Origin of the sequence: Micromonospora sp. KC606, assembly GCF_004348675.1 — a bacterium.
GTDB lineage: Bacteria > Actinomycetota > Actinomycetes > Mycobacteriales > Micromonosporaceae > Micromonospora.
Genome location: NZ_SMKN01000175.1, coordinates 1 through 11,675 on the forward strand (window position 1 = coordinate 1; position 11,675 = coordinate 11,675).

An 11,675-nucleotide genomic window follows, 5' to 3' on the forward strand; every position below is an offset into this window, starting at 1 on the left:
GGGCGGGACCGCAGGTGGGTGTGCAGCACGTCACTGAGGCCGTCCAGCCCGGTGGTCGAGTGCACGGCGTACAGCAGCGGGGTGGCGTACTCCTCGCCGGGGCCGAGGACGATCTCGCCGGGGGCGAGCAGCTCGCCGCCGCCGAGGGTGGAGTCGCCGGTGGGCCGGCGTTCGGCGACGGTGACGTGGTCGCCGCTCCAGGCGGTGTGTGCCGCCCAGAGCTCGCCGTGGCCGAAGCCGAAACCGGCGGTGCCCGCCACCAGCAGCAGTGTCGCGTCGTGCCCGGTGCGGCCGTGCCGGCCCTCGCGCACCCAGGCGCCCATCGGCCACGGGTGCCGCTGCGGGGCGCGTTCCCGGCACCAGCGGCCGGTGAGGTCGAGCAGTTCGGTGGCGACCGCCGGCACCGGCAGTACCGGGGTCAGCTCCCGCAGCTCGTAGGAGGAGTCGCCGTCGTTGCGCAGCCGGTGCCGCAGCGTCAGCAGCCCCGTCGGGTCGAGGGTGACCTCGATGGTGAGCGACAGCCCGGCGGCGGGGTCCGAGGCCCGCACGGTCACCCGTGCGGCGCCGGTCCCGCCGTGGCCCCGCGCCCCGTCGGGTACGCGCACCGCCTCCCCGTCGTGGGCCGGGCGACCCGGTTCGGGGCCGGCGTCGTCCACGTCGAGGGCGTCGAGGCGGAAGGCGGTCGACCAGTCCCGGCCGTCGCGGTGGCCGGCCAGCCCGGGCCGGCCGCCCCAGCCGGCGCTCGCCTCGGGCAGCAGCGACAGCACGGCCGGCTGGTCGAAGGTGCTCGGCGGCACCGGCGGGACGGTCGCGGCGGCCAGGGCGGGCAGGTCGGCGGCGGGCAGCGGGCCCAGGTCGGTGCCCCAGTGCAGCACTCGGGGCAGGCCGGGGCCGCGCGCGTCCAGCACCAGGCTGGTCCGCGCGCGGCGCAGGTGGACGATGGTCATCCCTTGGATGCTCCCAGGGTCAGGCCTCGGACGAACTGCTTCTGCAACAGGAAGAAGACGACCAGGGTGGGGATGGCGACCAGCACCGAGCCGGCCGAGACGAGGTTGTTGTCGGTGAAGAACTCGCCGCGCAGGTTGTTCAGCGAGCTGGTCACCGGGAACTTGTCGCCGGTGCGCATCAGCACGGTGGCCCAGAAGAACTCGTTGTAGATCCAGGTCACCTCCAGGGTCGCCAGCGCGGCCAGTGCCGGCCGGCACAGCGGCATCGTCACCTGCCAGTACTGCCGCCAGATGCTGGCGCCGTCGACCATCGCCGCCTCGTACAACTCGCGGGGCAGCGCCTTCATGTAGTTGCTCAGCACGAAGACGCAGAAGCCGCACTGGAAGGCGACGTTGATCAGGATCAGGCCCCAGTAGCTGTCGTAGAGCAGCTCTGAGTCGCTCATGAACTCCGGCAGCGGCACCTCGGTGAAGATCCGGAACAGCGGGATCAGCAACGCCTGCTGGGGCAGCAGGTTCGCCGCGGTGAAGAGGCCGAGCAGGACGATGTTGAGCTTCCAGCTGAACCGGGCGATCACGAAGGCCACGCAGGAGGCCAGGAAGAGCGTCAGCAGCACCGCCGGAACGGTGATGTAGACCGAGTTGAGGAGGTGCTTGCCGAACTCGGCGGACTGCCACGCGGTGACGTAGTTGTCGAACGTCCAGCCGCCGAACGAGACGTACCCGTGGATGGCGGTGTAGTCGTACGACCGCAGCGAGGTCAGCACCGCCCAGAAGATCGGGAAGAGCCAGCCGATCGCGATCGCGCCCAGGAACAGGTGCAGCACCACCCGGGCGGGTCGCAGCGGCGCGCGGCGGGGGGCCGGCTTGTCGGCTGCCGGCTCCCGGGTCAGCGTCGCGGTGTTCATCGCCGGTCCTCCCTCATGACGACGGCCAGGTAGGCGGTGATGAAAATCAGCGAGATCGCCAGCATGATCGTCGCCAACGCCGAACCGAAGCCGATCCGGCTCGCCTCACCCACCACGTTCGAGGTGACCAGGGCAGATATCAGCTCCAGCCCGTTACGGCCCTTGTTGATGACCCAGACCAGGTCGAACGCCCGCAACGACTCGATCACGGTCACCACCAGCACGATGATGTTGATGGGTCGCATCACCGGGAAGACCACCCGGAAGAACGTGCTGGTCTCCGTGGCGCCGTCGACCGAGGCGGCCTCCCGCAGCGACGGGTCGACGCCCTTCAAGCCGGCCAGGTAGAGCAGCATGATGTATCCGACGTGCCGCCAGCCGGCGGCGACGAGCACCGCCCAGATGTTGACGTCCGGGTCGCCGTACCAGTCGGTGCTGGTGCCGAGGACCGCGTTGAGCAGACCCTGGTCCCGGGAGTAGATGAGCTGCCAGACGAAGCCGATCAGAGCCAGCGACAGCACCACCGGCAGGTAGAGCGCGGTCTGGTAGAACCGACTACCGCGGATCTCCTTGTCGAGCAGGACGGCCAGGAACATGCCGAGCGGCGTGGCGACCACGAAGAGCGCCGCCAGCCAGAGCAGGTTGTTCTGGATCGCCGGCACGAACGGCGGGTAGTTGTGGATCACATCGGAGTAGTTGCGGCCGCCCACCCACTCGATCTCGCTGAGGGGGCCGATGCCGTCCCAGCTGGTGCCGGAGAGCGCCACCGTGGCCAGCGCGGGCAACCAGACCAGGCCGACCACGATCAACAATGGTACGAGCACCATCAGCGTGATCACCACGCGGTCGGTGCGGGACAGGAGCCGTAGCCGGCGGCGGCGACCACCACCGGTGAAGGTGGTGGTCGCGGCCCGTGACGGCACGGCGCGATCCGCTTGGATCAGGGGCAGGTCGGACACGATTGTCCTCCCCCTCTCGCCGTCAGCTGGAGAAGATCGACTTCTTCTGGTTCTCGATGCTGTTGACCAGCCCGTCGATGTCGTTCGGGTTCTTGATGAACTGCTGGAAGGCCGGGATGATCACGGTGGAGGCGAAGTCGGGCCGGGTGTCCCGGTCCAGGAACTGCGCGATCTCGGTGGCCGAACCGACCAGCTCGGCGGCCTTCTTCTGCAGGGCGGTGTAACCGCTGGTGTCGGCCCCACTGTTGGCGACCAGGGTGCTCGGGTCGTTCTTCACGGTGATGTTCGCGGCCTCCTTCGAGCCCACGAACTCCAGCAGCCTTCTGGCGTTCGCCTCGGACTTCGGCTTGCGGGCCATCATGTAGCCGTCGATCGGCGCGTCCAGGGCCTTCGCCCCGATCGCCGGGTCGATCTCCGGGAAGGTGAAGAAGTCGATGTCGTCCTGCTCGTCGTTGCCGAACTGCTGGGCTACGAAGAGGCCGAGCAGGTACATGCCCGACTTCTTCTGCTGCAGCGACTGGGCAGCCTCCTGCCAGGTCCGGCCGAGGCTGTCGGGCTGGTGCAGTGGGAGCAGGCCCCGCCAGGTGTCGAAGATCTTCTTGACCTTGTCGGAGGTCCAGGCCTCCTTGCCGGCCATCAGGTCGACGTGGAACTGGTAGCCGTTGATCCGCAGGTTGAGCACGTCGAAGGTGCCCATCGCCGGCCAACCGTCCTTGTCGGCGAAGGCGATGGGGTTGAGGCCGTCCTTCTTCATCTGCGCGCCGAGGGCGTTGAGCTCGTCGAGCGTCTTCGGCACCTGGTAGCCCCGCTGCTGCCACACGGACTTGCGGTAGAACATCGCCCACGGGTAGTACGAGGTCGGCACGAAGTACTGCTTGCCGTCGTCGCCGGTGGACGCCTTCTTGAAGGCGTCGGAGTAGCCGGAGAGCTTGCCCCAGGTCTCGGTCAGGTCGCCGGCCAGTCCCCGGGCGGCGAAGAACCGCATCCGGTAGCCGGCGAACCACATGAACACGTCGTCCGGCTTGCCCTGCAGGTAGTTGTTGATGTTCTCCTGGTACGTGTTGTGGTCCACCGTGTTGATGGCGGCCTCGATGCCGGTCGAGGTCTTGAACCCGTCCATCACCTTGGCGATGACCGCCTTCGGGTTCGGGTCGGACTGGTTCGAGCCGAGCGACACGGTCTTGCTGTCCGAGCCGGAGTCGGAGCCGGAGTCGGAGCCGCAGCCGGCGAGTGCGCCGGTGCCGAGCAGCGCGCCCGCGCCGGCCGCGCCAGCGAGCAGGCGGCGTCGGCCGATGCCGGCGACGGATGGCGGAACGAGTCGGGCCAGGTACTCGGCCTCGGTGCGTGGACGGGACATGGTGCCTCCTGCCGATGAAGAGGTGCTGCCCACAAGGGGGTTTTGTTGGAGATGGGGGCCGGTGTTCCGGAATGACAACACAGATCCATCGAGATCCAACATTGGCAAACACGAAGTGCCGGTGGCGCTTGAAGCTACCCCTCCCTAGCCCGCTGTCAAGGGGGCAGGTCGGGATCGATACCGCAGTGTTTCCAAGTGAGACTCAGAGGTAAACGTTGGAAACGTTGGTGATGTTGGAAAGTGTTGACTTGGTGGGTTCGGGACGGCACGCTCTGCTCATGCGGCATCACGGCATTTGGCAGGGCGACGGCATCCACTACGGCGCGGACTACAACCCCGAACAGTGGCCCGAGGAGGTCTGGGCCGAGGACGTGGCGCTCATGCGCCAGGCCGGTGTCGACCTGGTCTCGGTCGGGATCTTCTCCTGGGCGTTGCTCGAGCCGGCCCCCGGGCATTACGAGTTCGGCTGGCTGGACAGGGCGCTCGACGTCCTGCACGCGGGCGGGATCAACGTGGACCTGGCCACCGCCACCGCCAGCCCACCGCCGTGGCTGGCCCACCGGCACCCCGAGACACTGCCCCGCACCGCCGACGGGACGATCCTCTGGCCGGGCGGCCGGCAGGCGTACTGCCCCAGCTCGCCGATCTTCCGGGAGCGCTCGCTCGCCCTGGTCGAGGCCGTCGCGACCCGGTACGCCGCGCACCCGGCCGTGGTGATGTGGCACGTCTCCAACGAGCTGGGCTGCCACAACGTGCACTGCTACTGTGACGTCACCGCCGAGGCGTTCCGGCGCTGGCTGCGCGAGCGCTACGGCGACCTGGGCACGCTCAACGCAGCCTGGGGCACCACCTTCTGGAGCCAGCGTTACCACGACTGGGCCGAGATCAACCCGCCGCGGACCGCGCCCACCTTCGCCAACCCCACCCAGCAGCTGGACTTCCTGCGCTTCTCCTCCGACGAGCAGCGGGCCCAGCTCCGCGCCGAGCGCGACCTGCTCAAGCGGTTGGTCCATCAGCCCATCACCACGAACTTCATGATCGGCACCGGTACCAAGCACATGGACTACCGGTCGTGGGCCGCGGACGTGGACCTGGTCTCCAACGACCATTACCTGACCGCCGACGACCCGCAGTCGCACCTCGGGCTGGCGTTCGCCGCCGACCAGACCCGGGGCGTCGCCGGCGGTGCGCCCTGGTTGCTCATGGAGCACTCCACCAGCGCGGTGAACTGGCAGCCGCGCAACCTCGCCAAGACCCCCGGACAGCTACGCCGCAACAGCCTCGCCCACGTCGCCCGGGGCGCCGACGGCGTGCTCTTCTTCCAGTGGCGGGCCTCCCGCGCCGGCGCGGAGAAGTACCACTCCGCGCTGGTGCCGCACGCCGGCCCGGACACGAAGGTGTTCCGCGAGGTCTGTCGGCTCGGCGCCGACCTGAGGGCGCTCGCCGAGGTGCGGGGCAGCCGGGTCGAGGCGGAGGCGGCCATCCTCTTCGACTGGGAGGCGTGGTGGGGCGTGGAGCTGGACTCGCACCCCAGTGTCGACGTCACCTACACCGACCGGCTGAAGGCCCTCTACGACGCGCTCTGGCGGGCCGGCGTCACCGCCGACGTGGTGCACCCGTCGACCGATCTCAGCGGCTACAAGCTGGTCCTGGCGCCCACGCTCTACCTGGTCCGCGACGCCGACGCGGAGGCGCTGCGCCGGTTCGTCGAGGCCGGCGGTACCGCCTTGGTGACCTACTTCAGCGGGATCGTCGACGAGAACGACCATATCCGGCTCGGCGGGTACCCGGGCGCGTTCCGGGACCTGCTCGGCGTCCGCACCGAGGAATTCTTCCCGCTGCGCGAGGGCGAGCGGGTCCGGCTCGACGACGGCTCCTCCGCCGACGTCTGGACCGAGTGGCTGCACCCGGAGGGCGCCGAGGTGCTCGCCTCGTACGTCGACGGGCCGCTGCCCGGTGTGCCGGCCCTGACCCGGCAGCGCGTCGGCGCCGGCACGGCCTGGTACGCCGCCACCCGGCTCGACGAGGCGGCCACCGACCGTCTGGTGGCCCGACTGCTCGCCGAGTCCGGCGCGCGTCCGCCGGCGGTGGCCCCCACCGGGGTGGAGGTGGTGCGCCGACGGGGCACCGACGCCTCCTGGCTCTTCGTCATCAACCACACCGACGCCGAGGCGCGGCTCGACGTCACCGGCGCCGAACTGCTCACCGCAACGTCCTGCCCGGGTGAGCTTCGGGTGCCGGCCGGCGAGGTGGCAGTGGTCCGGGAGGAACCGGCGGTGGGAGCGATCCCATCGGATGAGCCGGAACTGCCGGCAGACGCCTGAGCTGCGTAACGTTTCCTCGTCCGCCCCGGTTAGGAGGTTCGATGCTCGCCCAGCAACGGCAGAGCGCCATCCTGGAGCTGATCCGGCAGCGCGGCGGCGTGCGCGTCAGCCACCTGGTCAGCCGCTTCGGGGTTTCCGACATGACGATCCGGCGGGATCTGGAGGTGTTGGCCGATCGGGGTCTGGTCGACAAGGTGCACGGCGGCGCCACGCTCGCCGGCCCGGGCTCCGCCGAGGAGCCCGGGTTCGCGGCCAAGTCGATCCGTCAACAGGCGGAGAAACGCGCCATAGTGGAGCGCGCCGCGTGCCTGGCCGAGCCCGGCATGGCGATCGCCCTGTCCGCCGGCACGACCACCGCCGCCCTGGCCACCCGGCTGGCCGACGTGCGCGGGCTGACCATCGTGACCAACTCGATCCCGGTCGCCGACGCGCTCTACCAGAGTCCGCGCCCCGACCAGACGGTGGTGCTGACCGGGGGCATCCGGACGCCGTCGGACGCGTTGACCGGGCCGGTGGCCGAGGCGGCGATCGGTTCGCTCAACGTCGACGTGCTCTTCCTCGGCGTGCACGGGATGAGCCCGCGCACCGGCTTCACCACGCCCAACCTCCTGGAGGCGGCGGTCAACCGGCGACTGATCAGCGCGGCCCGCCGCCTGGTCGTCCTCGCCGACCACACCAAGTGGGAGACGATCGGCATCGCGACCATCGCACCGCTGGAGGAGGCCGACGTGTTGATCACCGACGCCAGGCTGCCCCCGGAGGGCCGCCGCCAGATCGGCGAGCAGGTGGGAGAGTTAATCGTGGTCGAGGTCGGCTGACCCACGCCCGCGCCGCCGAGCGTCGACCGCGGCACGACGGCGTGCCGGCTCACCGATGTCGGCGGACGCCCCGACGGCTTACAGCGACCTCACAGCGGCTCCGGTTAGGGTGCCCGGTAGCCGTGTCGCGCTCCAGTGGTGGGGTGTGACTACCGTGAAGCGGGAGTTCCGAATGGTCTTCAAGAAGATGCTGAGCGCGTTCGGTGTGGGTGGGCCCAGCGTCGACACCGTACTGGCCAACCCGAACACCCGGCCAGGGCTGGCGCTCGACGGGCAGGTCAACCTCGTCGGCGGGGAGGCCGCGGCGAGCATCGAGCAGATCACCATCGCCCTGGTCACCCGGGTGGAGATCGAGGGCGGCGACACCGAGTACGCCGGCGTCATGGAGTTCCAGCGGGCGACGGTCAGCGGCCCGCTCCAGCTCGCGCCGAAGCAGCAGCTGTCGATCCCGTTCCAGCTGCCGGTGCCGTGGGAGACTCCGATCACCGACGTGTACGGCCATCGCCTGCACGGCATGACGATGGGGCTGCGCACCGAGCTGGCGATCGCCCGGGCGGTCGACAAGAGCGACCTGGACCAGGTCAACGTCCACCCGTTGCCGGTGCACGAGCGGATCCTGGAGGCCTTCCAGCGGCTCGGCTTCCGGTTCAAGCACGCCGACCTGGAGCGCGGCCACATCCGGGGCACCCAGCAGACGTTGCCTTTCTACCAGGAGATCGAGTTCTTCGCCGCGCCGCAGTACGCCCAGACGACCAACGAGGTCGAGCTGACCTTCGTGACCAGCGCGCACGGCGTGGACGTGGTGCTGGAGTGCGACAAGCGCGGCGGCTTCCTCAGCGCCGGGCACGACGCCTTCGGGCACTACCAGGTGTCGCACGCCGACGTGGACCGGCTGGACTGGACGGCGGTGGTCGACGGCTGGCTGCGGGAGACCACGTCCCGCTACGGCAGCCTGCGCGCGCAGGGCTTCGGCGGCGGGCACGGGCACGGGCCCGGCCGACGGTCGGGCATGGGCGGGATGGTCGCCGGTGCGGCGCTCGGCGTCGCCGGCGGCATGGTCGCCGGAGAGATGATCGAGGACGCCTTCGAGGGAGACTTCGCCGAGGACTTCGGCGGCTTCGAGGAGTAGAACACGAACGAGAGGGCCTTCCGGAATCCCGGAAGGCCCTCTCGTTCTTCGTCACCGGCGCTTCGACCGCTCCTCGTGCGAGCGGTGTGCGCTACCGGCCTTCGCCAGGCCACGGCTACCCAGGTAGCCCAGGGTCAGCAGGGTGATGAAGAACCACGCCTGACCCGGGTTGTTCAGGTTCAGCCCGTCTGTGGTGTTGCCGCGCCAGAAGGCGGCGATCGCCACGGCCGCCACGGCGGCGGCGTAGATCCAGAACTCCGTCGTCAGCATCGAGTGCTTGGTCTCGCTGCCAGGAGCCGGTGCCTGCTGCCGGTGACCGTCCTGCATCATCGGCATCGGACGGGTCGGCGCCTCCTGCATGGCCATGTCCGACATCGGGCGGCCGGGCGCCTGCTGGGTCTGCTGGTTCATCGGCCTGGTGGATGCAGCCTGCGTGCTCATCTGGTCCTCCTCAGGATTTGATGAGTACCTGCGATCTCGCCCCGCTACCGCGTTTCGGCCACGGCACGGTTCGCGTACATGGCGAGGCCACCCGGGGTCTACCCGAGGGCCCCGAGGAGGTAACCCGCTCCCGGGCCCCGGATCGGGGTGGGTCGGTGGCCCCGCGGACCGCCACCGTGCCGAGGCCGGTGCCCCAGCGCCCCGGTGACGAAATCGATCGGCCGGTACGGGGCCATGGCGACCCGGCCGGTCGGACGACCGTCGGACCCGGCCGGTACGGGCCATCGCTACCCGGTCGGGCGCAAACGTCCCGGTCTGTGCCAGGACGCCGGCCGGGGGGACCGGTTTGCCCGGGGCCTCAGCGGGCAGGCTGTGGATTACGCCAGATCTGTGAGGTGATGGACGTGCGTGACGACGACAGGATGCGGGAGTCCACCCGCCGGGCCGAGGAGCGCCTCACCGCCGGTGTGTACGGCGAGGGCGCGCTGGACGAGGTGACGACCCCGCAGACGGACGTGCAGCGGGTGATCCAGGACGAGGACCCGGGCGATCCGGCCCACGTGCCGGTCGACCCGGCGGTGCTGCGCGACGGCGGCCCCACCCGGGGTCAGGGCGCGGTCACCACCACCGGCGGTACCGCCGGTCCGGCGAGTGTGCGTCGGCTGGCCCGTCAGCCGGAACGGCATCCCGGCGTGGTGGCCCCGACCACCACGGGCGACGCCACCACGGGCGGTCTGAGTACCCCGGCCGGCGGTAGCACCAGTGACGCCTCGGGCCCCGGCGCCCAGGTCGGCAACGTCACCGAGGACTGACCGGCGAGCATTCCTTCCCGCGGTGGGGCGGCCGGCCGCCGCGGACGCCGCCCCACCGTCCAGCCGGTCAGGGGGCGGGGCGGAGGATCCCGAGGCGCTGGGTGGCGCGGGTGAGGGCGACGTAGAGGTCGCTTCGCCCGCGCGGGGACTCGGCCACGATGTGGTCCGGGTCCACGACCAGGACGCTGTCGAACTCCAGGCCCTTGGCCTGGCCGACGGTGAGCACCACCACCCGGCTCTCCAGCTCGGGCTGTTCGCCGACGGCGGCCTCGGGCAGCGCGGTCACCACGGCGGTGGCCAATTCGTCGGCGCGTCCCGCCGGCATGATCACCCCGAGCCGGCCGTCGGCCAGCCCGGCGGCCTCCCGGCTGGTCGCCGCGATCAGCTCGTCGGCCAGCGACGCCGCGTCGACGGCCCGGTTCCACGGGGGTACGCCGCTGGCGCGTACCGAGCGGGGCGGGCGCAGCGCCGGATCGATCTCGGCGAGCACCTCGGCGGCGACCGCCATGATCTCCGCCGGGGTGCGGTAGCTGACGGTCAGCTCCTCCAGCCGCCAGCGTTGCGCCACGTACGGCTCCAGCGCGTCCGCCCAGGACGGGGTGCCGGCGAGTGCGCCGGTCTGCGCCACGTCGCCGACTATGGTCATCGACCGGCTGGGACAGCGACGCATCAGCAACCGCCAGGCCATCGGCGACAGCTCCTGCGCCTCGTCGACGATGACGTGCCCGAACGCCCAGCTCCGGTCCGCGGCGGCCCGCTGGGCGGTGGTCAGGCGGTCGGTCTCCTCCTGCCGTTCCAGCAGCCGGTCGGCGTCGAGCAGGTCGGTGACGCCGAGGATCTCGCCGCCGTCGGCCTCGTCCTCGACGTCGATGGAGCGGGAGCCCCGCCAGATCTCCAGCACCCCCTCGGCGTACTCGCGTTGGTGGGCGCGGATCCGTTCGCGGCGGGCGGCGGCGGCCCGTTCGTCCTCGCCGAGCAGCTCGGCGGCCTCGTCCAGCAGCGGCACGTCGGCCGGTGTCCAGCCGTCACCCGGCGTGTGGCGCAGCAGGGCCCGCTCGGCGGCGGTGAGCACCGGCGCGGCGGCGGCGATCCGGTCGGTCGAGGCGTACAGATCGGTCAGCAGGCGTTGCGGGGTCAGCACCGGCCAGAGTTCGTCGAGCACGGCGCGGACTCCGGGCTCCTCGCGCAGCTCCCGGCGGATCTCGGCGCGGTCGGCCTCGGAGAGCAGGTTCTCCCCGCCGAGCGGGTCCGCGCCGATCCGCTCGGCGACCTGGTCGGCGAGGGCGTGCACGATCTCGACGTCGAACAGGGCGCGGGCCAGGTTGTGCGGCCGGCCCGAGCGGCGCACCCGGTCGCGGGCGTGCCGGACGGTCTCCGGGTCGAGCAGCAGCGTCTCCCTCTCGACCTCGACCTCCAGCGGTTCGTCCGGCACCCACTGCCGGTCGCGCACCGCGGCGGCGAGTACCCCGGTCATAACCGTGCGACCCTTGAGCGCCGCGACCTGCGCCGGCTCCGCGCGTCGCGCCCGCACCCCGGGGAAGAGGTCGCCGGGGGTACGCAGCAGTACGCCGGTCTCCGCCAGCGCGGGCAGCACCTGGGAGATGTACCGCAGGAAGGTGGCGTTCGGGCCGACCAGCAACACGCCCCGGGTGGAGAGCTCCCGCCGGTGGGTGTAGAGCAGGTACGCCGCCCGGTGCAGCGCCACCGCGGTCTTGCCGGTGCCGGGGCCGCCCTGCACCACCAGCACCCCGGGCAGGTCGGCCCGGATGATCCGGTCCTGCTCGACCTGGATGGTCTCCACGATGTCGCGCATCCGCCCGGTGCGCCCGGCGTTGAGCGCGGCCAGCAGCGACGCCTCACCGGTGAGCTCCTCGTGGGCGGTGGGGGAGGCGGTGGCGATGTCCAGCACCTCGTCGTTGATGCCGGTGACCTTGCGCTGCCGGGTACGCAGGTGCCGCCGGCGGCGTACGCCCTGGGGGT

At 71.0% G+C, this 11,675-nt stretch carries 10 protein-coding genes; 4 read left to right on the top strand and 6 right to left on the bottom strand.

Translation table 11 applies throughout. From position 1 onward, the window contains the following. The 4 genes from E1193_RS24460 to E1193_RS24475 form a co-directional block, all read right to left on the bottom strand. Positions 1-947, bottom strand: a 947-nt coding sequence (locus tag E1193_RS24460; protein WP_279433390.1) for a glycoside hydrolase family 36 N-terminal domain-containing protein, incomplete at its 3' end; no start/stop codon positions are given. Next, positions 944-1,855 (bottom strand): carbohydrate ABC transporter permease, encoded by a 912-nt coding sequence (locus tag E1193_RS24465; protein WP_132185530.1) that lies wholly within the window; start codon positions 1,853-1,855, stop codon positions 944-946. The genes E1193_RS24465 and E1193_RS24460, both read right to left, overlap by 4 nt. Beyond that, a complete protein-coding gene (locus E1193_RS24470; protein ID WP_132185531.1) occupies positions 1,852-2,814 on the bottom strand; it encodes a sugar ABC transporter permease in 963 nt (320 codons plus the stop codon). The genes E1193_RS24465 and E1193_RS24470 overlap by 4 nt, the downstream gene beginning before the upstream one ends. A gap of 22 nt (positions 2,815-2,836) precedes the next feature. Further along, positions 2,837-4,171 (bottom strand): ABC transporter substrate-binding protein, encoded by a 1,335-nt coding sequence (locus E1193_RS24475; RefSeq protein ID WP_132185532.1) that lies wholly within the window; start codon positions 4,169-4,171, stop codon positions 2,837-2,839. A 278-nt stretch (positions 4,172-4,449) separates the two neighbouring features. Here E1193_RS24475 and E1193_RS24480 point away from each other — a divergent pair, with 278 nt between their 5' ends. The 3 genes from E1193_RS24480 to E1193_RS24490 all read left to right on the top strand — a co-directional run bounded on the left by E1193_RS24480 (position 4,450) and on the right by E1193_RS24490 (position 8,442). Beyond that, the gene (locus tag E1193_RS24480; RefSeq protein ID WP_132185533.1) at positions 4,450-6,495 is read left to right on the top strand and encodes a beta-galactosidase; all 2,046 of its coding nucleotides are present in this window, start codon (positions 4,450-4,452) and stop codon (positions 6,493-6,495) included. A gap of 41 nt (positions 6,496-6,536) precedes the next feature. Then, positions 6,537-7,313: a DeoR/GlpR family DNA-binding transcription regulator gene (locus E1193_RS24485; protein ID WP_132185534.1), complete on the top strand. Its 777-nt coding sequence runs from the start codon at positions 6,537-6,539 to the stop codon at positions 7,311-7,313. Between the two features lie 172 nt (positions 7,314-7,485). Further along, complete coding sequence (locus E1193_RS24490; RefSeq protein ID WP_132185538.1) at positions 7,486-8,442, top strand: sporulation protein; 957 nt, start codon at positions 7,486-7,488, stop codon at positions 8,440-8,442. A gap of 51 nt (positions 8,443-8,493) precedes the next feature. On the opposite strand, the gene E1193_RS24495 is transcribed toward E1193_RS24490, so the two are convergent. Then, positions 8,494-8,853 (bottom strand): hypothetical protein, encoded by a 360-nt coding sequence (locus tag E1193_RS24495; RefSeq protein ID WP_207922847.1) that lies wholly within the window; start codon positions 8,851-8,853, stop codon positions 8,494-8,496. 434 nt (positions 8,854-9,287) lie between these two features. Between E1193_RS24495 and E1193_RS24500 the strand changes: the two genes are divergently transcribed. Beyond that, positions 9,288-9,695, top strand: a complete 408-nt coding sequence (locus E1193_RS24500; protein ID WP_132185536.1) for a hypothetical protein — start codon at positions 9,288-9,290, stop codon at positions 9,693-9,695. Positions 9,696-9,762: 67 nt separating this feature from the next. Here E1193_RS24500 and E1193_RS24505 read toward each other — a convergent pair. Beyond that, positions 9,763-11,675 (bottom strand): ATP-binding domain-containing protein (locus E1193_RS24505; protein ID WP_132185537.1); only part of this gene is annotated, 1,913 nt, incomplete at its 5' end.